General features: G+C 34.0%; 1 pseudogene. It reads left to right on the top strand.

The annotated features are described in order from the left end of the window. Positions 1–53: 53 nt before the first annotated feature. Positions 54–256, top strand: a pseudogene (locus AOA62_RS32310) (branched chain amino acid aminotransferase); the annotation flags it as partial.

Raw genomic sequence — 256 nt, forward strand, 5'->3', positions numbered from 1 at the left:
TAAATAGGTCCTGTGAGAGGTTAAGTATTCCACAGATAGATAAAGAATTATTTATGAATGGGTTGTTAACACTTATTGACGTTGAAAAAAGTAGGATACCAAAAGCTGAAGGGACTTCATTATATATAAGACCATTTATTCTGCAAACAGAAACTAATTTAAGAGTGGCTCCTGGTAGTGCATACAAATTCGTCATCATTCTATCACCAGTTGGAGCATATTATGCAGAAGGAATTCATCCAGTTGCTATAAATGT

It is taken from the genome of Pseudomonas sp. 2995-3 (genome assembly GCF_002742565.1).
GTDB lineage: Bacteria > Pseudomonadota > Gammaproteobacteria > Pseudomonadales > Pseudomonadaceae > Aquipseudomonas > Aquipseudomonas edaphica.